This is a genomic window from Corticimicrobacter sp. (genome assembly GCF_040137905.1).
GTDB lineage: Bacteria > Pseudomonadota > Gammaproteobacteria > Burkholderiales > Burkholderiaceae_B > Corticimicrobacter.
The window spans coordinates 38,118-61,947 of the sequence record NZ_JBEFDG010000058.1; the positions used below are offsets into that span (position 1 = coordinate 38,118).

Sequence of the window (23,830 nt, forward strand, 5' to 3'; positions counted from 1 at the left end):
GCCTACTGCGACCATGATGACACACAGCCCACGCCCCTCGCCCTCCCTTTTCCTGCGCCGTCCGGGCGTGATCGGCCTTGTGCTGGCGGCCGGCCTGGTCACGGCTGGCTGTGCGCAACAGCGCACCCCCGGCTACTATGACCCGCCGCGTGCCAGCTCGGCCACCGACGCCAGCTACCAGCAACAGGAATTGCACAACCGGCCCCGGGCTCAGGCGGCTTCGCAGATACAGATCCCGCTGCGCGGCGCAGATCGCAACGACCGGCAGGACAGTGCCGAAACAACGGGTGAAGGCCCTGTCGTCCCGTCCACTCCGGCCACGGCGCAGCTCTATCCGGAGCCCATCACCTTCGCCGGCACGCTGCCTTGCGTCGGCGGCCCGGCCCAGTGTGCGGCACAGCGCATTACGCTCACCCTGTCGCCCAACGGCCGCTGGCGTACGCGCTCGGTCACGCAGGACAGCCAGGGTCACAGTGGCACAGGCACCGTCGACCAGGGCTGCTGGCAGGCGGTGCTCAGCACACCGGCCCATGTCCTGCTGTTCAATGCCGACGGCAATGTGCAGGCGGATTTCAGTGCCATCACGCCACAGACCCTGCGGCTGTATGCCTATGGCGGCCACCAGCCCAGCCTGCACTACAACCTGGCACGCCAGCCCGACCTGGACCCGATCGACGAAGCGGGTGCCAACGCCCCCACTTGCAACAACTGATACGGTCTACAGCTCCAGATTGTCGATCAGGCGCGTCCCGCCCAGGCGGGCCGCCACCAGAGCCACCAGCCGATCCGACTCCGCCAGGTCATCGGCCAGGGGAGCCTGAAGATCTGCGCGACGCCGAATGGCGACATAGTCCACATGCCAGCCATGGCGTTCGAGATCCGCGTACATCGCATTCTCCAGCGCCAGAATATCCGTCGCTCCGGCCATCATCTGCTGCTGCAGGCCATGCAGGCCGGCATACAGCCGCGTTGCTTCCTTCAACTGTGCCGGCGTCAGGTAGCGATTGCGCGATGACAGGGCCAGGCCGCTGGTTTCGCGCACGGTATCCTGGGCCAGGATCTGTATCGGCAGCAGGAACTGGCGGCACATGTTGCGCACCACCATCAACTGCTGATAGTCCTTCTTGCCGAAGACCGCAGCCTGCGGCTGCACGCAGGCAAACAGCTTGAGCACCACCGTGCAGACTCCTTCGAAAAAGCCGGGCCGGAATTCACCTTCGAGAATGTCGCCCAGGTGCGCCGGGACGCGAACACGGTAGGTCTGGGGTTCGGGATACAGGACCTGCTCGTCCGGCGCAAAGAGGATATCGACCGTGCCAGCCTGGCGCAGCCTGTCGGCATCATCATCGAGCGTGCGTGGATAGCGGTCGAAATCCTCGTTCGGCCCGAACTGGAGACGGTTGACGAAAATGCTGGTCACGACAGGGCCTGCCTGCAGCGCACGAGCCTGCTGCGCCAGTGCCAGGTGGCCGTCGTGCAGGCTGCCCATGGTCGGCACGAACACCGGCCCTTTGTCATGCGCCTGCAGTGCTTCGCGCAATGCCTCTACCGTATTTACGACTTGCAAGACCCTTCTCCTTGGAAACATCACGCCTGCAGCGCCAGGCAATCCGTATGGAACTGTCGCAACGCCGGACGATGTGCCACACTGACGATGGCCATATCCGGGCAGCGCTGGATCAGCAGATTGTAAAGGGAAGTCTCGCTGGCCTCATCCAGTGCCGAGGTCGCCTCATCCAGGAAAAGATAGGCAGGCCGATGCAGCAGGACACGGGCAAAGGCCAGCTTCTGGCGCTCGCCGGGCGACAGACGTCGGCTCCAGTCATGGGCGCTGTCCAGCATTCCCCCGATCTGTCCCAGTCCCACATCCTGCAACGCCTGGCGACAGGCCTTCGCAGAAAACGCCTGTTCGGTGGCGGGGTAGCAAAGACATTGCCGCAGTGTCCCGTCAGGGAGATAGCTCTGCTGGGGCAGAAACAGCATGCGACTGCGATCCGGCACGGCAATGACGCCGACACCGTGCGGCCACAGCCCGGCCAGCATGCGCAACAAGGTGCTTTTGCCTGCCCCGGCAGGGCCGGTGATCAACCAGCGCTGCCCTGGCAGGACAGACCAGGACAGCGGCCCCGAGAGCCGTTCACCCTCCGGCGTGTAGACACTCAATGCACGCACATGCAGACCGACACGACGCCCCTGCCGCCTGCGCAGACGAGTCACGGACGTGTCTGCGGAATCACACCCAAGCGCCTGCTCCAGCTCGCCCAGCCGCCAGCAGACCGAGCGCAGCAACGCCAGTTCCTTGTATTGGTAGATGAACCACGACAGCGCAGTGCGCACCCGCGTAAACGCCTGGGTCACCTGAATCAGGTCACCCAGGGTCATCAGACCGGCAAAGAACCGCGGCCCGCAGAGCAGGTAAGGCACCATGGCCCCGGCCTCCGTATAGCCCCGATCAATCAGCGTGATGCGCTTGGTATAGGTCATGACGTGTCGCCAATTGGCACGTACCGCATCAAAACGCCGCAACAGCGCAGATTGCTCGGCATGACCACCGCCCAGCAAGGCGATTTGCTCGGCATGCTCGCGCACCCGGATCAGCAGGAAACGGAAATCCGCCTCTGCCTGCTGCTGCCGATAATCGACCGCCACCATGCGCCGCCCCAGCCTTTCCATGACCAGAGAGCCCAGCACCGCATACAGGATGGCGACCCACAGCATATAGCCGGCCACCTCGAACTGCCGGCCGGCCAGTGACAGCGTCAGCACGCCGGACAGCCCCCAGACGATGACAGAGAAGGACACCAGGTTGGCACTGTGCTTGAGCAATCCCAGGGACAACTCCAGCACATTGCTGGCCAGCCATTTGAGATCTTCGGCAATGCGCTGGTCAGGATTTTCGACCGTGCCGGCATGGCTGATCCGCCAGAATGCATCCTGCCTCAGCCAGCGCGTCAGGAACGCACCGGTCAACCAGTTGCGCCAGCGCATTTCCAGCCCCAGGGCCGTATAGGCACGCGCGGCATCCATCACCATGCCGACCAGCGCCAGTACAGCCAGTTCGCCCAGCAGGTGCCAGAACGTGGCAATCTGATGTGCCTCCAGCGTGTCATAGAAGTCCTTCTGCCAGTAGGTAATCAGGACGGCCCGATACACCAGCAACATATCCAGCAGAATCACCAGTGCCAGCAGGCTGCGCCCCTTCCAACGGTCGTCGGACACCCAGTAGGCACCGATCAGGTGCCAGGCCGCCCGCCAGGACGGGCGCGGCACCTGATCGGCCTGAGGCAACGGCATCATGCGTTCAGCCCTCATGCCTTGCTCTCATCAATACTGCGCGCGCAGCGTCAGCATGAAGTTACGCGGGGCTCCATAGGTGTTGTAGGAGTTCGTGCCCCCCAGGCGCGTGTAGTACGTTCTGTCGAACAGGTTGTTGGCATTGAACTGCACCGTAACCTGGCGATTGAGCCGATAGCTGGCCATGGCATTGGTGATGGCGTAGCCACCCTGGCGACGCATGGCCGATGCATCGCTTGAGCCGGCAGAGCTGCTACTGGCGATGTTCACCCCTACCCCCAGGGTCAGGCCGTCAAGCGCACCCTCGCTGAACGACCGCAGCCCCCATAGCCTGGCCGAATGCTTGGGCTCCCAGGTCTGGAACGGCAATCCTTCGTTGTTTTTATCCTTGAGGTATTTGACACGGGAATAGGCATAGCCCAGTTGCACTTCATAGCCCGGTGCAGGCCGACCCACGATTTCAAACTCCCAGCCTTTGCTGGAGACTTCTCCTGCATTCAGTGCATAACCATTGCCATCCGATTGCGAGCGGTTCACATCACGCAAATCGTAGACTGCAGTCGATGCCTGTAGCTGACCATCAAGAAACTCCCCTTTGAGCCCCAGCTCGATCTGTCGCCCTTCGCGGGGGTCGAGGACACTGCCATCAGCCCTGAGTTGCGCCTGGGGCACAAAAATATTGGAATAACTGCCGTACAGGGTCAATTCATTCGTCAAGTCAAACAGCACCGCTGCATACGGTGTGAACTGACTGCTTTCCCTTGCTCCCTGGCTCCACTCTGTCCGCTGGGATGGCGCGACATTACGTGATTTATTGTTGTACCAGCTCAGCCGCCCCCCCAGCACGACGGTCAAAGGATCGGTCAGACTTAATCGCATTTGTCCGTACAGGCCTCGCTGGGTGGTCTCCTCGATGCCCCCCTGGTCATACTGGTCCACATTCAGTTCTGACACCAGGTCGGGACGTCCGAATGGCACGCCTTCCTCCATGTCATAGGGTCGCTGCCACCCCCAGCGCTCATACTCGTTACGATAGCGTTCATAGTTGAACCCCACCAGCGCCTGATGGGTTCTGCCAAATAGAGGTACCGGTCCGGAAGCATATATATCCACAGCATCCCGGGTATAGTCAAAATCACCTACACGGCGGCGATAGTCGAGGCTTTGGGCTACCGGATCGACACCAGTCCAGAAAAATGCCTCCTTGAAAAACTGGTGTTGTTCACGCCGGTTCAATTTGCCTTTAAAAGACCAGCCATTGTCCAGCCGATGTTCCAGTTCTGCTACCACATCGTTCGTACGCCAGGTCTGGTGATTCCAATCAGGCAAAGGATTGCTACGGCGAGACACGTCCAGCAGCTCTCCAGTTTTCCAGGCAGGCAAACCGCTGTACGATGCCGTCGTATCGTCGTCCTGCACCGCCACCGCCAATGAAGCCGTCGTAGAAGGCGTGATATCCCAGTCCAGGGTGCCATAAGCCAGCCACTTGCGCGTGGCAGTTGTATCGTAAAAATAATGTCGATCTGTCGCTGACAATACGGCTCTGGCACGTAGCGTACCGGCCTCGTTTAGCGGCCCCGTGATGTCTATATCTGTCCGATAGTTGTCCCAGGAACCCGCACTGACGGAACCCGACATGGCAAAGTTACGCAGGGCACGCTTGCGCACCAGATTGACCACGCCACCCAGTTCGTTCGATCCCATGAACAGGCCGGAAGGGCCCCGCAATACCTCGACCTGCTCATACATCGACAGATCAAACTGCTGCAATCCATTCAGACTGCCCCTGGCCGGAATGCCATCGTAGGCCACGCCAAGCGAATAGCCACGCGACAGATACTGGCTCTGCGTCGTGTCATTGGAGATGACGGTCACACCTGTCACCTGGTTCAGGGCATCGGCCACGGTCTGCAACCCCTGGTCTTCGATCCGTTGGCTGGAAATGACCGAGACTGAGTTGGCGATTTCACGCGGAGCGAGAGGCTCCTTGCCGGCAATGGTGGCTTCCCGCGCATAGGAGGGACGCGGTGCCTCGGCGCTCACATCGATGCGAGGCAGCCTGCGAACCGGCTCAGCCGTCTCTTGATCTGCCGACTGGGCCATCACCGGAAACGCCGCAGCCAGCGCCAGCCCAAGACTCAGGCAACGGACGGATGTGGTACCCACTTTTTTGGTCGACGCTTTCATACTGCGAACCCTCCCGCCTCGATGGCATGCCGGAGCGTTTCCGGATTGCTGCGACGCGGATCAAAATCCAGTTCCACCTTTTTCGTGTCGACTTCGACCCGAGCCTCGATCACCCCATCCTGGGCGTTGAGCAGGCGCAGCAGGCGGCTGGCGCAGCCCGAGCAATTGAGATTCCTGACCGTCCAGGTCAGGGTCTGGGGATACGTATTCATGATGCAATTCCTGATGATTCATTGGCAGGGATGGCAGCACGCAGGCACACCCCTCCGGCACAGCCAAAGCAGCGCCAGACAGGGACAGAAAGCGTGCGAAACATCCACAGGGAATGCCGCCGGGACGGCAATCTGCCCGCAGCCATGTTCAGGACCGGAAACGACAGGCGTCGATCAGCTAGGCAACCGGCATGCGGTCGCCTGCCGGGCCATCAATCAGGCAGGGGCAGGATCAGGAAAAGACGGGAGGCGCACGTACCGGCACACGCAGCCATGACGGATCGTCAGGCAGGGCAACGGCAGCATCAGGGGGAGGAAAATCGGCGCGACCGGCATCAACCGGCAGCAACAGGAACAGCAGCGCGGCAAACAACGTCGGCAAGGGAATGCCTATCTTGCAGAACACGCATTGCGGCATGCGCTTGGCGACCTGATCGAGCGGCGTGTCGTTATCGCCTGACAGGTCGATCATCATGGTCAGCATGCCACCGGGGTTGCAGATGATGACTTCGACCTGACGCCCCTGGGACGTACCCCAGGCTGTCAATGCGCTCAACACCGGCCCCTGGACAACCAGGGTACAGAACATGAGCAAAGCGATGGAGCGAAGCCGTAACCGGCACCAGTGCAGCATGGAACGGATTCTACAGGGGCGCACCCGTTCCCAGGTTGCGTTGTATCAAGCCTGTTGGAGCGTCGTATAACTCAGGCGCACGTAGATGGGCGCATAGGGTTCGACCTGGGTGATTTCCAGCAGCGACTCGCGCGCCAGTTCGAGCATCGCCAGGAAATGGACCACGACCACTGCAGGGCCATCTCCGCTGTCGATCCGGTCGGCAAACAGTTCGGCAAATTCCATGAAGCGGACATTACCCAGCTTGCGCAGGATCAGCGACATGTGTTCGCGCACCGACAACTGCTCGCGCGTAATCTGGTGACTTGCGTTGAGTTGCGCCCGGCGCAGGATATCGAGCCAGGCCTGCTTGAGGTCATCGACACTGACATCGGGCGGAATCTGCTCGAACACCAGGTTGCGCATCGCCTGCGCCACCTGGAAGTCACGCCCCACGCGGGGCAGCGCATCCAGACCCTGTGCGGCCAGCTTCATCTGTTCGTACTCGAGCAGGCGGCGAACCAGTTCGGCACGCGGGTCCTCGACCTCTTCGCCGGAATCGCTCTTGCGCACCGGCAACAGCATGCGGGCCTTGATCTCGATCAGCAGCGCCGCCATGAGCAGATACTCGGCAGCCAGTTCGAGATTGTGTTCCCGGATCTGCTCGACATAGGTCAGATATTGCCGCGTGACCTCGGCCATCGGGATATCCAGCACATTGAAATTCTGCTTGCGGATCAGGTACAGCAGCAGATCAAGCGGCCCCTGGAAAGTTTCGAGAAAAACTTCCAGAGCATCGGGCGGAATGTACAGATCCTGCGGCAACTGGAACAGCGGCTCGCCATAGAGCCGCGCCAGCGCAACATGATCGACGACGTCAGGCGTACTATCGACCGCAGGCCGGGCCAGCGCATCAAGCTGAGTATCCGGAACGGCCGCAGGCTGCATGCGCAGATCAGTTGGTCTGGTAGACGTAGGCCTTCTGCGGCACGCGGGCGTTCTGGTAGCCTTCCTGCAGTTCGAAATCGATCTCGCGATCCCACAGGCGGGCGCGGCCGTCGATCTGCTTCTTTTCCATATCGGGATGGGCCTTCTTGAGGTCTTTCAGGAAACAGGTGATTTCGGATTCGAAGTTGTTGGCCATGGTGGTCTGCTGTCAGGATGAAAACGGACGGAACTGTCCCAACCGGGAGTTTACTACCTGTGTACCTAATGCAGTATCTGGCTCAGGAACAGTTTCGTCCGCTCATGCTGCGGATTGTCGAAAAACGCGTCCGGCGTGTTCTGTTCGACGATCCGCCCGCCATCCATGAAAATCACCCGGTCCGCCACGCGCCGCGCGAAACCCATCTCATGCGTCACGCTGAGCATGGTCATGCCCTCCTCGCCCGCCAGCTCCACCATCACGTCGAGCACCTCCTTGACCATCTCGGGATCGAGCGCGGAGGTCGGCTCGTCGAACAGCATGATCTTCGGTGCCATGCACAATGCCCGAGCAATCGCGACCCGCTGCTGCTGTCCGCCCGACAACTGGCCGGGATACTTGTCGGCCTGCTCGGATATCCGCACCCGTTCCAGGTAGCGCCGTGCGACCGCCTCGGCCTCGGCCTTGGGCCGATGCAGCACCCAGATGGGCCCCAGGGTGAGATTCTCCAGCACCGTCAGGTGCGGGAACAGGTTGAAATGCTGGAACACCATGCCGACATCGCGCCGTACCTGCTCGACATGGCGCAAGTCGCCATCCAGTTCAGTGCCATCAATCACGATACAGCCCTGCTGGATCTCTTCCAGGCGGTTCAGGCAGCGGATCAGGGTCGACTTGCCCGAGCCCGAGGGGCCGCAGATCACGATGCGCTCGCCACGCGCCACTTCGAGATCGATATCCTGCAGCACATGGAATTTTCCGTACCACTTGTTGACACCCTGCATCCGGATGATGGGGTCGCTCATGGGTCTATCCTCCGTCCGGTATCCAGCTCCCGCTCCAGGTGCCGGCTGTAGCGCGACATGGCGTAGCAGAATACGAAATAGATGGCGGCGATGAACACATACGCCTCGACGCCGAAACCGCGCCAGGCGGCATCGGCCAGTGCCGCCTTGGCCGCCAGCGTGAGGTCGAAGATCCCGATCACGACCACCAGCGACGTATCCTTGAACAGCGAAATGAAAATGCCGACCAGCGGCGGGATCACTGTCTTGAGCGCCTGCGGCAGGATCACCAGCCGCATCTGCCGCCAGTAGCCCAGCCCCAGCGCATCGGCCCCTTCGTACTGGCCGCGCGGCACGGCCTGCAAGCCGCCGCGCACCACTTCGGCAATATAGGCAGCGGCAAACAGGATGATGGCAATCTGGGCGCGCAGCAGCTTGTCGATCGTCACGCCGGCGGGCAGGAACAGCGGCAGCATGACCGAGGCCATGAACAGCAGGCTGATCAGCGGCACACCACGGATCAGCTCGATATACACCACACTCAGGGCACGCACCGCCGGCATCTGCGAGCGTCGCCCCAATGCCAGCAGCACGCCCAGCGGGAAGGCAAACACGATGCCGAAGATCGACAGCATCAGGGTCACGGGCAGGCCGCCCCAGCGACTGTTATCCACATACGGCAGGCCTGCCACACCGCCCCACATCAGCACGGCCGAAGCCAGCAGCCCCGGCCCCCATACCAGTAACAGACGCGGCCCCCAGAAACGGCGCAGGCAACTGCACACCACCACGCCGATCAAGACCAGACTGGCCAGCAGCGGTCGCCACTGTTCATCGTAGGGGTATGTGCCAAACAGGATGAGACGATGTTTTTCAGCGATGAATGCCCAGCAGGCTCCCGCAGCATCGCGGCATTCTGCTGCGGAGTCTGCACTGAAGCGGGCCGAGAACAGCACCCAGTCCAGCATGAACGGCACGGTCATCATCACCAGCCAGAGTGCCAGTGCCGTCAGCAGCATATTGAAGGGCGTGGCGAACAGGTGTCGCCGGCCCCAGGTCCAGGCCTGCTGCATCATCTCAGCGCTCCGCCAGGGCAAGGCGCCGGTTGTACCAGTTCATGCAGACCGAAATGGTCAGGCTTACCGTCAGGTAGGCCGCCATGATGATCAGCACGCCCTCGATGGCCTGCCCGCTCTGGTTGATTACGGTATTGAGCACGGACACGATATCCGGATAGCCGATCGCCACGGCCAATGAACTGTTCTTGGTCAGGTTCAGGTACTGGCTGGTCATGGGCGGCACGATCACGCGCAAGGCCTGCGGCAGGATGACCAACCGCAGCGCCAGGTGCCGCTTGAGACCAAGCGCATTGGCCGCCTCCCATTGTCCATCTGCCACGGCCTGTATGCCCGAACGCACCACCTCGGCCACGAAGGCGGAGGTATAGATCACCAGCCCTGCCAACAGCGCCGCCAGTTCAGGCGTGAGTTGCATGCCTCCCGTGAAATTGAAACCGCGCAGTGTCGGCATATCCAGTGCCAGCGCCGCACCGGACAACAGCCAGCCTGCCAGCGGCCCAAATATCACCAGCAGCAGCCACGTCCGTGCCATCGGCCATACCTGCCCCGTTGCCGCCTGCCTGCGTCGCGACCAGCGACCAAGCAGCACGCCGGCCACGATTGCCGCGGCCAGCCCGACGGCCAGCCACGGCAGGCTGTCGCCCACCAGAGCCGGGAACTGCAGGCCTCGATTGGACAGGAACACACCGGGCAACGGATTGAGCGCCTGGCGCGGCCCCGGCAGGCTTTCCGTAATCAGGGCGTACCAGAAAAACAGCTGGAGCAGCAACGGGATGTTGCGCATCACCTCGACATAGACAGCCGCCAGCCGGGCCACCAGCCAGTTGCGCGACAGCCGTGCGATACCGATCAGCGTGCCCAGCAGCGTCGCCAGCACGATGCCGGCCAGCGCCACCTTGAGCGTATTGACGATCCCGACCAGAATGGCACGGGCATAGGTATCGGCAGGCGCATAGGCGATCGACGACTCGCCGATGGCAAAGCCCGCCTCGCCCTGCAGGAAACCAAAACCGGTGGCAATATTGCGCGCCGTCAAATTGGCCAACGTATTTGACACCAGGTACCAGACGCCGCAGCCGACCAGTGCCACCAGCAGCACCTGGTAGACGAAGGCCCGGACACCGGGCCGGCGCCAGGACAGGGCGGCACGCAGGCGTGCCAGAACAGGTAAGAATTCGTACTGCATCGATAGTTTCTATACAACTTAGGTCTATTGGCTGTATCCCGCGACTATGCTATCTTGCACATCACTTACCAAATGTAATAAATGCGCGTGTAAGGCAATATCGCCTTGGGGGGCACATGCGTATGAAGCAATCTAACATTCATGCTGCACAAGCTTCAGAACAAAATCGCCGCCCTGCTCTCGGTACCATCCGACCCGCATCTGCTGGTGGCGCAGTGCCGCGCCCTGTCCAGGCATATTCCCATCCTGTACTGCCTGTTGCTGGTCAACACCTGGGCCATCACGGCAGGCCATATCCATAGCCTGCCGATAGAGCTGGGCGTCTACGCGCCATTGGCGCTGACCATGATCTGCATCATGCGCCTGCTGCTCTGGTGGCGCTCACGCAATCTATCGCCCACGCCGCAGCAGGCCCGGCGGATGCTGGTCCAGACCAACTGGCTGGCCGTCCTGCTGGCAGCGGCCTTCGTGCTGTGGAGCCTGACGCTGTTTCCCTACGGCGATCCCTACATGCAGGGGCATGTGGCATTCTACATGGCGATCACCGTGATCGGCTGCATCTTCTGCCTGATGCACCTGCGCTCGGCCGCGCTGATCGTGGCCTTGATCGTCAATACCGCATTTGCCATATTCTTCGGCATCTCCGGCCATCCCTCCTTCATTTCCATGACCGTCAATACCGTGCTGGTATCGGCCGTCATGCTGATCCTGCTGTCCGTGTACTACAAGGACTTCACCCGTACAGTACAGGCACAACACCAGACACAGGCCCTCAGCAATGAGAATTTCCGGCTCGCCAACATGGACAGCCTGACCGGCCTGCCCAATCGGCGCAGTTTTTTCTCGACCCTGCACCAGCTGCATATCCAGACCTGTCTCAACGAAACGCGCCTGAGCGTGGGCATCATGGATCTCGATGGCTTCAAGCCGGTCAATGACATCCACGGCCACACGCTGGGCGATCGCCTGCTCAACCAGGTCGGTCAAAGGCTGCAGGCGGTCTGCGACAATCGTTTTTTCCTGGCCCGGCTGGGCGGTGACGAATTTTCCGTCATCATCTCGCACCCACATGACGATGCCGAATTGCTGCGGCTGGGAGAAGATCTCTGCGCCGCCATCCGGGTACCTTTCGCGATTGACGATGTACAGGTACAGATCTCGGCCTCGATCGGCTTTGCCAGCGCCCCCGACATCGCCGCCGATGCGGAAACCCTTTTCGAATATGCCGACTACGCCCTCTATGCCAGCAAGAAGGCCCAGCGCGGACACGCCATCCTGTTCTCGCGCCAGCATCATGAGGAAATCTGCCGCAACGCGCTGATCGAACAGGCACTGCTCACGTCCGACCTGAGCACCGAACTCTCGCTCGCCTTCCAGCCCATCGTCGACATCACCACCGGCAAGGCCGCCGGCTTCGAGGCACTGGCTCGCTGGCACAATCCGACGCTCGGCAACATCCCCGCCGGCGCCTTCATCCCCATTGCCGAACGCACCGGCCTGATCAGCCAGATCACGCTGCTGTTGCTGCAGAAGGCCCTGGACACCGCACGGCTCTGGCCCGCGCACATCTACCTGTCCTTCAACCTGTCGGCACACGACATCAACTCGCCGACCCATATCCGCCGCATTCTCGACATCATCCAGCGCAACGACATCAATCCGTCGCGCCTGCAGCTCGAAATCACCGAAACGGCCATGACCACGCATTTCGACCAGGCCAAGGCTGCCGTGGACAAGCTGCGCCAACTGGGCTGCGGCCTGGCCCTGGATGATTTCGGCACCGGCTACTCGAGCCTGATCCGCCTGCATACGCTGCCACTGACCACCATCAAGGTGGACCGCAGTTTCGTGACCCATATCCAGGACAACCCCGCCAGCTACAAGATCGTCCGCTCGCTCCTGAGCCTGAGCCAGGAGATGGGACTGGACTGCGTCGTGGAAGGCGTGGAAACGGGTGCCGAACTGGATACCCTGCGCAGCCTTGGCTGCCGTCATGTACAGGGCTACCTGTTCTCCAGGCCGCTGCCCGCCTCGCAACTCGACACTTTTTTCTGACCTGTAACGCAATGCATGGAAAGCGCTGAAGCAGCCTCGATGCAGGCAATCGGCGTTAATATGGCGGCTGGCCCTTTTGCGTGTCATCATGATCGAGCTCCAGCACGTCTTCAAGTCCTACGGTCGCAACAGCCGCAATATCCTGGCGGATATCAGCCTGCGCATCGGCGCAGGCGAACTGGTGTTCATCTCCGGGCCCTCAGGTGCCGGCAAATCGACACTGCTCAAGTTGATCGCCGGCCTTGAACATGCCAGCCGCGGTTCGGTACAGGTCAATGGCCAGCGGATCGACAAGCTGCCCGCACGCGCCCTGCCCTACCTGCGCCGCGCTGTCGGCATCATCCTGCAGGATACCCACCTGCTGTTCGACCGCAGTGTGCTGCAGAATGTCATCCTGCCGCTGATCATCGCCGGCCAGTCCCCGCAGTCGGCGGCGGCACGGGCACGGGCGGCGCTGGGCAAGGTCGGCCTGCTCGACAAGGAAAACTTCAACCCGATCGAACTGTCCGGTGGCGAACAGCAACGCCTGGCCATCGCCCGGGCCATCGTCAATCGCCCGGCCATCCTGATTGCCGATGAGCCCACCGCCAATCTCGACAAGGACAGTGCCCGCCTGATCATGTCGGTCTTTCGCGATTTCAACCAGGTTGGCGTCACCACCCTGATCGCTACCCACGACGAGGCCCTGATGGCCGAGAACGCCACTCGTATCCTGAGGGTCGAACCCGGCCGCTTCCTTGACCTGCGAGCAGGGGAGTCTGCATGAAGACCCTGCTGCAGCAACACCGCTACGCGCTCGGCATCACGCTGCGGCGCTTCCTGGCCCAGCCGTTCTCCTCGCTCAGCAACCTGCTGGTGATTGCCCTGGCGCTGGCCATCCCGCTGCTGGGTGCCAGCGTGCTGCAATCGGTGCAGCCAGTGGCTCGCGAAGTTTCCATCCAGCCTGAGCTGACTCTGTTCCTGAAGATCGACATCACCCCAGCCGAGCGGGCCGGACTGGCAGATCGCATCAAGACCGAACATGCCGACCTGATCGAATCCGTGCGTGTGGTGCCCCGAGAAGCGGCCCTGGCCGAGCTGAAGGCACATCCGGCCTGGTCCAATGCCCTGGCTGCGCTGCCCGACAACCCATTGCCCGACGCCATCGTCGCCACCCTGCGCGACGCCGACGATATTGCAGCACAGGCCGACCTGCTGGCTCGCCAATGGGGCCAGTGGCCAGGCGTCGAGCGCGTCCAGCTCGACAGTGCCTGGGTGCAGCGCCTGGAGGCGCTGCTGCGCTTTGCCCGCATCGGCCTGGGGCTGCTGGCCCTGGGCGTGGCGCTGGTCGTGCTGGCAACCGTATTCAATACCGTACGCATGCAGGCGCTGTCGCAGCGCGAGGAAATCTCGGTAGCCCGCCTGCTGGGCGCGACCGAATCCTTCGTCCGGCGTCCGTTCCTTTACCAGGGTGCGCTCACCTGCACCCTGGCGGCACTGATGGCCATCGTGCTCAGCGCCCTGGCACTCAGGCCGCTGAACCGGGCCCTGTTCGATCTGGCGCGCAGTTATGATGCCGAGTTCATCCTGCGCCTGCCTTCGGGCAGTTGGCTGCTGACCGCCATCCTGGCCATTGCCCTGCTGGGTGCCCTGTCGGCTCGCTGGTCGGTCACGCGCAGCACCCGCTTCTGAAACCATGAGCCTGGCAGAAGACCTGATCGCCTGGCAGCGGGTGCATGGACGCCATACGCTGCCCTGGCAGAACACGCGCGACCCCTACCGTATCTGGCTGTCGGAGATCATGCTCCAGCAGACACAGGTCAGCACGGTCATCGGTTATTACGAACGTTTCCTGGCGCGCTTTCCCGACGTGGCCGCCCTGGCTGCCGCCCCGCAGGACGATGTACTCGCCCTCTGGGCCGGGCTGGGCTACTACGCCCGGGCACGCAATCTGCACAAGTGCGCGCAGACCGTCATGCAGGCATGGAATGGCCGCTTTCCAACGCGTGCGGCCGACCTGATCACCCTGCCCGGCATCGGCCGTTCCACGGCGGCGGCCGTGGCTGCCTTTGCTGCCCATGAACGCAGTCCCATCATGGACGGCAACGTCAAGCGGGTATTCTCCCGCTACTTTGCCATCGAGGGCGACCCCGGCCGCAAGGACGTGGAAAATCGCCTCTGGACGCTGGCAGAGACCCAGTTGCCCGAACAGGGCGACGACATGCCCGCCTACACGCAAGGCCTGATGGATCTGGGTGCCACGCTCTGCACACGCAGCCGCCCCTCCTGTCCGATCTGTCCGTTGCAAGGCGATTGCCAGGCCCGCATCCAGGGACGCCAGCACCTGCTGCCCACACCCCGTGCACGCAAGGTTCAGCCACGCCGCAGTACCCGGATGCTGATCATCGAGTACGGCCCATCCGTACTGCTGCAGCGCCGGCCCGCCCAAGGTATCTGGGGCGGCCTGTGGAGCCTGCCGGAAGCGGATGAATCACACACGCCGGCAGAGTCGGCCCACACGTTGCTGTGGCCTGCCGCTCACCGGCAACCCGCCTCTCAAACACCACTGGGCGAGGAGACCGAACTGGCTGCGTTCGAGCACGTGTTCACGCATTTCCGACTGACCATACAGCCCTGGCTGCTGCAGGTGAACATCCAGGCTCCCTGCCCGCCTGCCCCACCCGATATGATGTGGGCCGAACGGCAAAAACTGGCGCGCCTTGGCTTGCCCGCTCCAGTCGAAAAACTGCTGTCCGGGCTCTATGCGTCGCAGCAGAACAGCCTGATCGACACCTGAAGCTCGCGCTTCGGCGCGGTATCAGCCATCCAGGCCGGGATCATCCCAGGCCACCGGATCCTCCAGCGGTTCCAGATGCGTGACGACGGTCATGCCGGACAGCCGCGCACGCATATCAGCCTCGATCCGCTCCAGCAGATCATGCCCCTGCTGCACGCTCCAGGCCCCCGGCACCAGGATATGCACCGAGACAAAACGGCGCGAAGCCGCCCGGCGCGTACGCAGGGCATGGTATTGCACCCTGTCGCGCTCGCAGTAACCTTCCAGCACCTGCACCAGCGCGGCCTGCTCCTCTGCGGGCAGCGCCTTGTCCATGAGGCCATCAATGGCATCGCGCACAAGGTGCCAGCCTGCCCAGATGATGTGCAGGGCAACGGCCAGGGCAATTGCCGGGTCCAGCCAGTGCCATCCGGTCAGCGTCACCGCCGCCACCCCGGCCAGCACACCGGCCGTGGTCCAGACATCGGTCATCAGGTGTCGGGCATCGGCTGCCAGCGTCACCGACTCGTATCGGCGTGCGGCCTGCGCCAGTACCCGCGCAATGCCATAATTGACCAGGGAAGCCAATGCCGAAATGGCGATGCCCAGCCCGGCCTGATCAAGCGGCTGGGGATCGAACAGGCGCGGCAATGCCGAATCGATGATCAGCACCGCTGCCACCAGAATCAGGAGACCTTCGGCCCCGCTGGCGAAATACTCGGCCTTTTCATGCCCAAAAGGGTGGCACGCGTCTGCAGGTCGGGCGGCAATGATCAATACCACCAGCGCCAGCACGGCAGCCACCAGGTTGATGACCGATTCCAGCGCATCGGACAGCAGTCCGACCGAACCCGTCAACTGATAGGCCCAGCCTTTGAGGCCGATGGTCAGTATCGCACCGGCAATGGACAGCAGCGCATAGCGCGCCAGGGATCTGCGGACGATAGTCATGGCAAAAATGGCTCTCCTGCTTCAGGGGCGTGTCGTACACACCATGCGGCATCATATCGCCGGATACCGCCTAGACGTTTGCGTATCAACACTAAACGCTCTCGATTCTGCGAACATGCCCGGTCAATTTGCGAAGGGTCAAGCAGCACACATTTGAGGACATGTTCTACTGATGCCTGATTTTGGAGCATCTGTTTCATGAAAATACGCACCCGTCTCGTGCAACTGACGTATGCGCTGCATCGCTGGACCGGCATTGCCGGCTGCCTGCTCATGCTGTGCTGGTTCATCAGCGGGATCACCATGCTTTATGTCGGCTATCCCAAGCTGACGCCGTGGGAACGGCTGGGGGCCTTGTCTGCCCTGAATGCCGATCAGGAGTATCGGCCAATTACAGCGCTGCCATCCTACACGCCAGGCGCACCATTCATCCTGACATCCATAGGCAATCAGCCGATCTACATCACTGCACCCCAGGCTGGCACAAGCCGCAGTCGCAACGCCCACGACGCCAAGGAGATCGACGCGCAGGCTCCCGCGACGGCCCTGGCAGCAGCACAGGCGTACCTGCCGGATACGCCCATGCGCTACGACACCCTCATCCAGGAGGATCGCTGGACACATTCGCGCAGTCTGGACAAGCATCGCCCCCTGCACAGGATAGACACGCAATCACCCAATGCCGGCTTGCTGTATGTTTCCTCGTCTACGGCACAGGTCGTACTGGATGCGCCGCAGGCACAGCAATACTGGAATTATGTCGGTGCCTGGATGCACTGGCTGTATCCTTTCAGGAATCACTCCACCGATCCGGTCTGGAACTGGACCATGATCCTGCTATCCGGCATCGGTCTATTGTCATCCGTCAGCGGCATCGTCGTCGGCATCTGGCGCTGGCGATTCAGCCGTCCCTATCGCTCCGGCAGCCATAGCCCCTATCGACAAGGCTGGATGCGCTGGCATCACATCATCGGTTTGCTGTTCGGTGCCATCGTCTGCACCTGGATTTTCAGTGGTCTGATGGCCATGAATCCAGCTGGGGTCGTTTTCTCGAATACAGTCAAACCCGATCTGCAGGCATATCAGGGCCCCACGGCCCCCATAGACCCGGCGCTGTCCAATCCTGCCGCGATCCTGGCACGCCTCCAGGAACAGGCATTCTACGCAGTAGAACTCCAATGGTCGCGGCTCGATGGCATGGACCATGTGGTGGCATATGACGCACAGGCACACACCCGGCTGGTCATGGCAGATCCGGGCGGACTGAGCATTCGCACCACCTGGCCCGACCAGAAAGTACTGCAGGCAGCCCGCAAGCTGCTGCCCTGGCCACTGGCGGAGCATCGCATACTGACCCGCTTCGATGCCTACTACTACCAGCGCCATCCCGAAGCCATGAATGGCGCGGCCATACAGCACCTGCCTGCATTGCGCCTGGACTTCGAGGACCCTGCACGCACACGCATCTATATTGATCTGCAGACAGGCGAAGTATCCGCCGTGCTGACCCAGGCGCAGCGAACATGGCGCTGGCTTTTCTATTTCCTGCATAGCTGGGACACGCCTGAGCTGCTGGCCTACCACCACACCCGGAATATCGTATTGATCCTGCTGAGCATCGGCGGAATCATCGTTTCCCTGAGCGGTATCGTCATAGGCTGGCGCCACCTGCGGCACCAGCCGTCCTGACACGGCGAGAACAGTCCTGGCCGATGATCAGAACTTCCAGTTCAGCGTTGCATACAAGCCTCGGCCATCTGCAGGCGAAAACCCTCTGGAGCCACTGTCATACCAGGAATACACATACTTCCGATCGGCCACATTCTTGAGTTGCAGACCGATATCGAGATCCGGACGCCAGGCATAGGTCGCGCCCAGATTGAAAACAATATATTGACCGAATTTACCCTGGGTATTGGTTCGGTCGACATAGTAGCTGGATTGCCCATTGCCCCAGGCCGAAAACTTCCAGCGTGGCAGGGGACGCCAGTCCACGCCAAAGCCGACAAGATAACGCGGCACATTTTCAACCTGACGGCCACGCGTATCCAATGCCCCCGGTGCCGGCTCAACGATCTTGGCACTCTGGTGAGAATATGACAACCATGCCGACAGGGTTGCATCAAGGCGCAGATTGGCCTGGATATCGAACCCTTTCCGCAGCGTTTTACCGATATTGGCGACATCACCCGAAAATCCGTCGACACCCAGTACCGTGTGTACTTCATCCGTCGCCCGCTGTTCCCAGTAGGCCACACGCATATTCAGGTCGTCGGAAGGCTGCCATTTGATACCTGCCTCCCAACCTGTGTTGATGGATGGCTTGAGCTGCGTCTGGCTGACCTGATAGCTGTCCCGCCCTACGCCAATCTGGAAAGTCCGCCCCCAGTTGGCATAAACGGTTGCCTGATCGGTCAACTCGTACAGGGCACTGAATTTGGGCTGCCGAATCAATCCATAGTCATAGGTTGATGCCGACTGTCCTGTCAGCCTGTCGTTGAAATGCCCGCCGATATGATCGATGCGATAGCCTGGAATCAACTTGAGCCGCTCTACCGGTTGCCACACCACCTGTACATAGGCACCTGCCGTATCAAGGGTGTAATCCCAGTCACGAATAGGGCTGATGGTGACCCGCTCTCTCGTTCTGTTGCGCTGATTGATATTGTCCTGGCGCTGCAGGTCGGCACCGACCTCTACCATGAAGTTGCGCCACCCGTCAGCCGCAGGCGTCCAGTTCAGATGCGACAGGACGCCATAATGCGTTTCACGGTTATAGCGTTCCTGCTGTTGGCCAGCCTCTGTAAAACGGATCCATCGATCATTTTCATAGTAATTGAGATAAACCCTTGAAGACCACGCCAGTTCATCGGTCAATTGCCCATCCAGCAACAGGCTGACCTGCCCGATATCGCGCTTGCTCCGATCCGAGGAAGAATGATCAGGCGACATGCGTGGATTGTCCTGGGCCTGCTCTTCGGTCAGGTTGCCAGCTTCAAGCGCCCTGTTCCGATATCCCCGTACGCTCAAGCCTGCCACCCAGCGCTGGTCGTCGCTGGTATGCAGCCACTTTCCGGACAACGCAAACTTGTCGGCATCGGCATGATCACGGTAGCCATCGGAATCACGCCAGGCCACCGTATAGTTCTGGGTCCAATTGCCAGTTTCAAGCCCTTTGGCAATCTGTACCTCGCGAGTTCCGAAGCTGCCCACCGTCAGCCTCGCCTGCCCATCATCCCCCCCTGTGCGCGTCAGCACATTGACATTACCGGCAATGTTGTACAGACCATAGCGCGGATCGTTGGTGCCCCGCACGATTTCGATGGCGTCGATATTGAGCGGAAATACGCTATCCAGATAGCCCATCCCACCACCATTTTCATTGCTGGGAATCCCGTCGATCAACAGTTTGACGGCATTGATACGCCCTTCAGCATTGAATCCGCGAAATGAAATCCGTCCGGCATCCGTCCCCTGCTTGAATTCCGTAACCTGTACCCCCGGAGCCTGCCTGAAAAGCTCCCAGCTATAGTCGACGGTCTGGTTTTCCACCCTTTCGGCCCCCAGCACATCGACCGAGGTCAGAATATCGGTAACGCTCTGCATCCCGGCTGTATTGCTGGGAACAGTGATCTGACCAAGCGTGAGTACAGTAGATGGGCCATTGACCTGTGCGGGCGGCACAGTCTGAGCCAGAACAGAAAATGCACTGAAACCGCTCAGCGCCAAAGCAAGTGCCAATGGTGTGTGTGTAAAACTGATCTTCATGAGACATACCGGCGGAACTCGCCGGCCCTGCGAAATGAGCAAAGAAAACCCTGCGGCGCTACCGCAGGACAAACCATGAGAAACTCAGATCACAGCAAGACAGGTGGAGCGCGAGGCCCAAGAGGGGAGCCGACTGCCTGCGGCAGTCGGGCGACAACCGTGCCAACAGGCAGCAGGTCGGCAATCAGAAAGAAAAAGGGTACGCTGGCGACAACTCCCGCGGGCGGCAGATCCGCGGACAGGAAAGTCAGGAGACAGAACACGCAGGGAGCAGAACCTGCCACGCCGCTGTCTTCGGCGTCGGCGCTCTGATCTCGCCAACTGGCCAGAATTTCCTGGCTGCTCCGATCCGAGCCCACGCACAGATCAAAGCCAAAACCATGCTCTTGCACGCCCTGACCAGGCATATAGCCGATGGGTACCAAGGCACGCAACGCCAGTACGAACAGCAAGGGCCACAACAATAATCGTGAGGCAAACTGTCGATACAGATTGAAACGTATGCGCAACATGGTGGCTGATTCTAGCATAGGGGATTCAGGCCAAAACCAAGCATAAATCAATGATTTCCATGAAATCCCGGCTTCATGGAATCACTCGCAGCGTTACCTTCGCAGGCATGCCGACAGGCCACGAACTCGATGGCAGATATGTACTACTGGCTGAGAACCGGATAGATCAATCCGGCTTTTCGCGATGCCGACTGATGCTCATCAGTATCCCGCAGGCAATGCCCAGCGTCAGCAAGGCCGTGCCGCCATAGCTCAGGAAGGGCAACGGCACGCCCACCACGGGCAGCACGCCCGTGACCATGCCGACGTTGACGAATACATAGATGAAGAACATCATCGACAATGCCCCGGCCAGCAGGCGACCGAACTGGGTGTCGGCCTGCCAGGCGATCACCAGGCCACGCAGGATCAGCAGCAGGTAGAGCACCAGCAGCATGATGCAGCCGTACAGGCCGAACTCTTCGGCAAAGACCGCCAGCACGAAATCGGTCGTCCGTTCCGGGATGAAATCCAGGTGCGTCTGCGTACCCTGCATGTAGCCCTTGCCATACAGCCCGCCCGAACCGATGGCAATCATCGACTGGATGGTATGAAAACCCTTGCCCAGCGGGTCGGAACCAGGGTTGAGCAACGTGCAGACACGGTGCTTCTGGTACTCGTGCAGGACCACCCAGTCCACGCCAGGCTCGCACAGGGCATCCTCGTTCACGACCACCACGGCCAGCACGGCAATGCCGATCACCGTGACCGGCACCAGCAGCTTGAACGACAGCCCGCCAAAATAGATCACGAAAAAGCCGGTGCCCAGCACCAGCAGGGCTGTCCCCAGGTCGGGCTGTTTGACGATCAGGATGAAGGGAATGCCCAGCAGCACGATCGCCACCAGGAAGTCGCGAATGCGCAGTTGCTGGTCATTGCGATGGAAATACCAGGCCAGCATCAGCGGCACGGCAATCTTGAGCATTTCGGAAGGCTGGATCCGCACCACGCCAAGATGCAGCCAGCGCGTGGCACCCTTGCTGGTCTCGCCAAAAAACTCGACCCCCAGCAGCAGAATGATGCCCAACACATAGAATGGCACAGCGCACTTGCGCAGCCAGGCTGGCGGCACCAGCGCCACGGCCCACATCGCCATCAGAGCCAGCATCAGGTTGCGTGACTGATCCTCGAAGCGCCCTCCCGTATTGCCAACGGCAGAATACATGATGGTCATGCCCAGGCCCGCCAGCATGGCCAGCAGTCCAAACAGAGGCCAATCAAAAGCCGTCACCACACGCCACAGCCACTGTCCCAGCCTTTTCACAGTGTCTCCTCGCCCGGGGTGTCTGCTGCAGCGGCCGCAGCCGCCCGAGCACCAGGCACACGGACCGCCTCGACATCGGATGCGGCACCAGCCCGCTCGATCAGCGCAGCCGATGCGGCATGCCCACCCTGCTCCGGAGAAGCCAGCCAGTAATCGAATACCTGGCGAGCCAGAGGTGCCGCGATAGAAGCCCCCCAGCCGGCATTTTCGACAATCAACGCCAGGGCAATCTTGGGCTTTTCCGCAGGTGCGAATGCCATGAACAGGGCATGGTCGCGCAGGCGTTCATCGATCTGGCTGGCGCGATACTGGCCGCCACGCAGGCTGAACACCTGGGCTGTTCCTGTCTTGCCAGCCACGCTGTATGGCGTGCCTGCAAAGGCGCGCCGGGCCGTCCCCGTCTGGGTGACCGCTACCATCGCCTGCTTGACTGCATCAAGGTTGGCCTGCTGCAGCGGAATGATATTGGTCGGCTCTGTGAGCACATCCTTTTCGATATCCTGGCCGGCCTCGCGCACGGCCCGCACCAGGTGCGGCTTCATGACGACGCCATCATTGGCCAGCACCGACGTGGCGTGTGCCAGTTGCAACAGGGTAAAGGCGTTGTAGCCCTGCCCCACCATGACCGAAATGGTCTCGCCGGTATACCAGCGCTGCTGCTCGCGCTCCCGGTAATAGCCCCGCTTCCAGTCGGTCGAAGGCAGGATGCCGCGCCGCTCGCCATCGAGATCGATACCCGTCAGTTGTCCAAAGCCGAAAGGCTGCATGAAATCGTGCAGGGCATCGACGCCGATATCCGGCCCCAGCGCATAGAAATACGTATCGGAAGACACCGCCAGCGCCCGGTTGAGGTCAATGGAACCATAGGCTGCGGAGCCCGCATTACGGAACCGCTGGCCGGCGAACTCGAAGAACCCGGGATCGTAGAAACGATCCGTCGCCCGCCGCTTGCCCAGTTCCAGGGCTGCCAGCGCCACAAACGGCTTGTAGGTCGAACCGATCGGATAGGTGCCGTAAAGCGGACGGTTGAGCAGTGGATGATCAGGCGAGTCGCGCAACTGCTTCCAGTTTTCGACATCAATGCCATCGACAAACAGGTTCGGGTCGAACGACGGCTGGGACACAAAGGCCAGCACCTCGCCGGTTTCCGGCTCGATGGCCACCAGGGCACCACGTCGCCCGGCAAACAAGCGCTCGGCCATCTGCTGCAGCCCGAGATCGATGGACAGCATCAGGTCCTTGCCCGGCTCGGGATCGACTCGCCGCAGCGTACGCACCGGCCGGCCGGTGGCCGTCACCTCGACCTCCTCGAAGCCGGTCTGCCCGTGCAGGCTGGACTCCCAGGTCTTTTCGACCCCTTTCTTGCCGATCACATCAGAGCCACGGTAGTTGGCTAACTGGTCCGTTTCCTCCAGCCATTCGACATCCTTGTCATCGATGCGACCGATATAACCCAGCACATGGCCGGCCACCTCGCCATGCGGATACTCCCGCACCCAGCGAGCATGCAGGTTGACACCCGGAAACTGCCAGCCGTTGACGGCAAACCAGGCAGCCTCGGTGTCATTGAGACTGGTGCGCAGGGGAATCCGCGCATAGCGCCCGGATTCCTGCACGCGTCGCAGGAAACGACGTTGCTCGACCGGCGAGATATAGACCACGGGAGACAGCTTCTGGAGCAGTTCGTCGATATCGCCGGCGTGTGCCGGCACGACTTCGAGCGTATAGGTCCGGTAATTGCGGGCCAGCACCTCGCCATTGCGGTCCAGGATGTCGCCGCGCCGCGGCGGCAGCGGCACAATGGCCAGCCGGTTACGGTCGGCCCGGGCTGCCAGCCCTTCATGACGCTCGACCTGCAGGAACCAGAAACGCCAGCCCAGCACACCAAGCCCCAACAGCGTCACGAGCAGGGCAACGCCGACCCGCAACCGGAAACGCTGCCGCTGGAACTGACCGATGCCCTTGAATTCGAACATGGTCGCGCTC

Annotated in this window: 21 protein-coding genes; 6 read left to right on the top strand and 15 right to left on the bottom strand. The window is 61.3% G+C overall.

The window, feature by feature from the left end:
* Nucleotides 1-13 precede the first annotated feature (13 nt).
* On the top strand, nt 14-712 hold the full coding sequence (locus ABN482_RS09925) for a hypothetical protein (protein WP_349503838.1): 699 nt from the start codon (nt 14-16) through the stop codon (nt 710-712).
* 6 nt (nt 713-718) lie between these two features.
* Here ABN482_RS09925 and panC read toward each other — a convergent pair whose 3' ends face one another.
* The 10 genes from panC to ABN482_RS09975 all read right to left on the bottom strand — a co-directional run bounded on the left by panC (nt 719) and on the right by ABN482_RS09975 (nt 10,500).
* Nucleotides 719-1,567, bottom strand: a complete 849-nt coding sequence (gene panC, locus ABN482_RS09930) for a pantoate--beta-alanine ligase (RefSeq protein ID WP_349503839.1) — start codon at nt 1,565-1,567, stop codon at nt 719-721.
* Nucleotides 1,568-1,587: 20 nt separating this feature from the next.
* A complete protein-coding gene (locus ABN482_RS09935) occupies nt 1,588-3,312 on the bottom strand; it encodes an ABC transporter ATP-binding protein/permease (protein WP_349503840.1) in 1,725 nt (574 codons plus the stop codon).
* A gap of 12 nt (nt 3,313-3,324) precedes the next feature.
* Nucleotides 3,325-5,481 (bottom strand): TonB-dependent siderophore receptor, encoded by a 2,157-nt coding sequence (locus ABN482_RS09940; RefSeq protein ID WP_349503841.1) that lies wholly within the window; start codon nt 5,479-5,481, stop codon nt 3,325-3,327.
* Entirely contained in the window at nt 5,478-5,693 is a 216-nt protein-coding gene (locus ABN482_RS09945) for a heavy-metal-associated domain-containing protein (protein ID WP_109063130.1), read from the bottom strand. Before ABN482_RS09945 ends, ABN482_RS09940 begins: the two co-directional genes overlap by 4 nt.
* A 232-nt stretch (nt 5,694-5,925) precedes the next feature.
* A complete protein-coding gene (locus ABN482_RS09950) occupies nt 5,926-6,282 on the bottom strand; it encodes a DUF2946 family protein (protein WP_349503842.1) in 357 nt (118 codons plus the stop codon).
* A gap of 90 nt (nt 6,283-6,372) precedes the next feature.
* A complete protein-coding gene (locus tag ABN482_RS09955; protein ID WP_349503843.1) occupies nt 6,373-7,254 on the bottom strand; it encodes a segregation and condensation protein A in 882 nt (293 codons plus the stop codon).
* A 7-nt stretch (nt 7,255-7,261) separates the two neighbouring features.
* Entirely contained in the window at nt 7,262-7,450 is a 189-nt protein-coding gene (locus ABN482_RS09960; protein WP_109063133.1) for a DUF3460 family protein, read from the bottom strand.
* Between the two features lie 65 nt (nt 7,451-7,515).
* A complete protein-coding gene (locus ABN482_RS09965) occupies nt 7,516-8,256 on the bottom strand; it encodes an amino acid ABC transporter ATP-binding protein (RefSeq protein WP_349503844.1) in 741 nt (246 codons plus the stop codon).
* Nucleotides 8,253-9,311 (bottom strand): amino acid ABC transporter permease, encoded by a 1,059-nt coding sequence (locus tag ABN482_RS09970; RefSeq protein WP_349503845.1) that lies wholly within the window; start codon nt 9,309-9,311, stop codon nt 8,253-8,255. The genes ABN482_RS09965 and ABN482_RS09970 overlap by 4 nt, the downstream gene beginning before the upstream one ends.
* Before the next feature lies 1 nt (nt 9,312).
* On the bottom strand, nt 9,313-10,500 hold the full coding sequence (locus tag ABN482_RS09975) for an amino acid ABC transporter permease (protein WP_349503846.1): 1,188 nt from the start codon (nt 10,498-10,500) through the stop codon (nt 9,313-9,315).
* Between the two features lie 141 nt (nt 10,501-10,641).
* On the opposite strand from ABN482_RS09975, the gene ABN482_RS09980 reads away from it, so the two are divergent.
* From ABN482_RS09980 to mutY, 4 genes are all read left to right on the top strand, one after another.
* Nucleotides 10,642-12,555: a putative bifunctional diguanylate cyclase/phosphodiesterase gene (locus ABN482_RS09980; protein WP_349503847.1), complete on the top strand. Its 1,914-nt coding sequence runs from the start codon at nt 10,642-10,644 to the stop codon at nt 12,553-12,555.
* Nucleotides 12,556-12,643: 88 nt separating this feature from the next.
* Nucleotides 12,644-13,321 (top strand): cell division ATP-binding protein FtsE, encoded by a 678-nt coding sequence (locus ABN482_RS09985; RefSeq protein WP_349503848.1) that lies wholly within the window; start codon nt 12,644-12,646, stop codon nt 13,319-13,321.
* Nucleotides 13,318-14,226, top strand: coding sequence for a cell division protein FtsX (locus ABN482_RS09990; RefSeq protein WP_349503849.1), 909 nt, complete (start codon nt 13,318-13,320; stop codon nt 14,224-14,226). The genes ABN482_RS09985 and ABN482_RS09990 overlap by 4 nt, the downstream gene beginning before the upstream one ends.
* 4 nt (nt 14,227-14,230) lie before the next feature.
* Nucleotides 14,231-15,331 (top strand): A/G-specific adenine glycosylase, encoded by a 1,101-nt coding sequence (mutY, locus tag ABN482_RS09995; RefSeq protein ID WP_349503850.1) that lies wholly within the window; start codon nt 14,231-14,233, stop codon nt 15,329-15,331.
* A gap of 21 nt (nt 15,332-15,352) precedes the next feature.
* Here the strand turns inward: mutY and ABN482_RS10000 are convergent, their stop codons facing one another.
* Entirely contained in the window at nt 15,353-16,261 is a 909-nt protein-coding gene (locus ABN482_RS10000; RefSeq protein ID WP_349503851.1) for a cation diffusion facilitator family transporter, read from the bottom strand.
* A 198-nt stretch (nt 16,262-16,459) separates the two neighbouring features.
* Between ABN482_RS10000 and ABN482_RS10005 the strand changes: the two genes are divergently transcribed.
* Nucleotides 16,460-17,950: a PepSY domain-containing protein gene (locus tag ABN482_RS10005; RefSeq protein ID WP_349503852.1), complete on the top strand. Its 1,491-nt coding sequence runs from the start codon at nt 16,460-16,462 to the stop codon at nt 17,948-17,950.
* 27 nt (nt 17,951-17,977) lie between these two features.
* Here the strand turns inward: ABN482_RS10005 and ABN482_RS10010 are convergent, their stop codons facing one another.
* The 4 genes from ABN482_RS10010 to mrdA form a co-directional block, all read right to left on the bottom strand.
* On the bottom strand, nt 17,978-19,867 hold the full coding sequence (locus ABN482_RS10010) for a TonB-dependent receptor (RefSeq protein WP_349503853.1): 1,890 nt from the start codon (nt 19,865-19,867) through the stop codon (nt 17,978-17,980).
* 251 nt (nt 19,868-20,118) lie between these two features.
* Nucleotides 20,119-20,541 (bottom strand): DUF2946 family protein, encoded by a 423-nt coding sequence (locus tag ABN482_RS10015; RefSeq protein WP_349503854.1) that lies wholly within the window; start codon nt 20,539-20,541, stop codon nt 20,119-20,121.
* Nucleotides 20,542-20,707: 166 nt separating this feature from the next.
* Nucleotides 20,708-21,844: a rod shape-determining protein RodA gene (gene rodA / locus ABN482_RS10020; protein ID WP_349503855.1), complete on the bottom strand. Its 1,137-nt coding sequence runs from the start codon at nt 21,842-21,844 to the stop codon at nt 20,708-20,710.
* Nucleotides 21,841-23,820, bottom strand: coding sequence for a penicillin-binding protein 2 (gene mrdA, locus ABN482_RS10025; RefSeq protein WP_349503856.1), 1,980 nt, complete (start codon nt 23,818-23,820; stop codon nt 21,841-21,843). The genes rodA and mrdA overlap by 4 nt, the downstream gene beginning before the upstream one ends.
* Between the last annotated feature and the right edge of the window lie 10 nt (nt 23,821-23,830).

Coding starts and splice junctions, on each gene's coding strand:
- ABN482_RS10015 (WP_349503854.1), bottom strand. CDS start 20,541: ATGTTGCGCATACGTTTCAATCTGTATCGACAGTTTGCCTCACGATTA.
- ABN482_RS09990 (WP_349503849.1), top strand. CDS start 13,318: ATGAAGACCCTGCTGCAGCAACACCGCTACGCGCTCGGCATCACGCTG.
- ABN482_RS09985 (WP_349503848.1), top strand. CDS start 12,644: ATGATCGAGCTCCAGCACGTCTTCAAGTCCTACGGTCGCAACAGCCGC.
- ABN482_RS09945 (WP_109063130.1), bottom strand. CDS start 5,693: ATGAATACGTATCCCCAGACCCTGACCTGGACGGTCAGGAATCTCAAT.
- ABN482_RS09950 (WP_349503842.1), bottom strand. CDS start 6,282: ATGTTCTGTACCCTGGTTGTCCAGGGGCCGGTGTTGAGCGCATTGACA.
- mutY (WP_349503850.1), top strand. CDS start 14,231: ATGAGCCTGGCAGAAGACCTGATCGCCTGGCAGCGGGTGCATGGACGC.
- ABN482_RS09975 (WP_349503846.1), bottom strand. CDS start 10,500: ATGCAGTACGAATTCTTACCTGTTCTGGCACGCCTGCGTGCCGCCCTG.
- ABN482_RS09965 (WP_349503844.1), bottom strand. CDS start 8,256: ATGAGCGACCCCATCATCCGGATGCAGGGTGTCAACAAGTGGTACGGA.
- ABN482_RS09935 (WP_349503840.1), bottom strand. CDS start 3,312: ATGAGGGCTGAACGCATGATGCCGTTGCCTCAGGCCGATCAGGTGCCG.
- ABN482_RS09925 (WP_349503838.1), top strand. CDS start 14: ATGATGACACACAGCCCACGCCCCTCGCCCTCCCTTTTCCTGCGCCGT.
- ABN482_RS09960 (WP_109063133.1), bottom strand. CDS start 7,450: ATGGCCAACAACTTCGAATCCGAAATCACCTGTTTCCTGAAAGACCTC.
- ABN482_RS09940 (WP_349503841.1), bottom strand. CDS start 5,481: ATGAAAGCGTCGACCAAAAAAGTGGGTACCACATCCGTCCGTTGCCTG.
- ABN482_RS10005 (WP_349503852.1), top strand. CDS start 16,460: ATGAAAATACGCACCCGTCTCGTGCAACTGACGTATGCGCTGCATCGC.
- ABN482_RS09980 (WP_349503847.1), top strand. CDS start 10,642: ATGCTGCACAAGCTTCAGAACAAAATCGCCGCCCTGCTCTCGGTACCA.
- ABN482_RS10010 (WP_349503853.1), bottom strand. CDS start 19,867: ATGCAGAGCGTTACCGATATTCTGACCTCGGTCGATGTGCTGGGGGCC.
- ABN482_RS10000 (WP_349503851.1), bottom strand. CDS start 16,261: ATGACTATCGTCCGCAGATCCCTGGCGCGCTATGCGCTGCTGTCCATT.
- ABN482_RS09955 (WP_349503843.1), bottom strand. CDS start 7,254: ATGCAGCCTGCGGCCGTTCCGGATACTCAGCTTGATGCGCTGGCCCGG.
- mrdA (WP_349503856.1), bottom strand. CDS start 23,820: ATGTTCGAATTCAAGGGCATCGGTCAGTTCCAGCGGCAGCGTTTCCGG.
- ABN482_RS09970 (WP_349503845.1), bottom strand. CDS start 9,311: ATGATGCAGCAGGCCTGGACCTGGGGCCGGCGACACCTGTTCGCCACG.